General features: G+C 70.4%; 1 protein-coding gene. It reads right to left on the bottom strand.

The window, feature by feature from the left end; translation table 11 throughout:
- Positions 1-191 precede the first annotated feature (191 nt).
- On the bottom strand, positions 192-642 hold a 451-nt coding region (locus ADL15_RS54215), incomplete at its 5' end, for a hypothetical protein (protein WP_198170844.1).

Here is a 642-nt window from a genome sequence, read left to right as displayed (position 1 = left end):
GCCGGAACACCGACCCGGCGGGTACCCGCGCTCCAGAACGTGCAGTTGCTCTGCCGACGACCGTTCACCGGTTGACCGGACAGGAACCGCACCAGCAGCTGCGCCGTCACCGGCAGGCCACGCCCGTGGCGAGACCGGCCGTGACGCCTACGCGTCAAGGTGCGCTTGACAGTGTTCTTGCTCATCAGGCGTCACCACCCTCGAAGGGTGGGGTCGCCACCGTCGCAGGTGTCGGCGGGCATGCCCGGGTGCTTGAGATGGACGGCCAGACGGTCACCGATCATCGGCGCGCGACGGCCGCAGCTCGGGCACTGCGCCCTGCCGTCGTCCCCGACCTCCAGGTCGTGGCTGGCAGGGCCGGTGATGTCCGGGCGGACGACGTCCGCGCAGGACGGCTGACCGGAGAAGCTGCCCGTGCAGTACGGGTAGCCACCCGGCGCGCCGCAGACCTGGCAGTCCGTGAAAGTGTCCGGGTCTGCCTGGTGCTCCAGTGCGCAGCGCACGCACTCGAAGCCGGTGTTGCAGAAGCACGCCGTCTGGCAGTTCAGGCAGCCCGCGTCCGTTCCCGGAACGTGGGTGCCGTTGGCGTGCTGCAGCTGCAGCGCGTCCTGGATCTGTTCCGCAGGAGTCGACGCGGCCCGG

It is taken from the genome of Actinoplanes awajinensis subsp. mycoplanecinus (assembly GCF_001509495.1).
Classification (GTDB): Bacteria; Actinomycetota; Actinomycetes; order Mycobacteriales; family Micromonosporaceae; genus Actinoplanes; species Actinoplanes palleronii.
The sequence above is the reverse complement of the archived record's forward strand: the minus strand, read 5'-3'. Positions and strand labels throughout refer to the sequence as shown.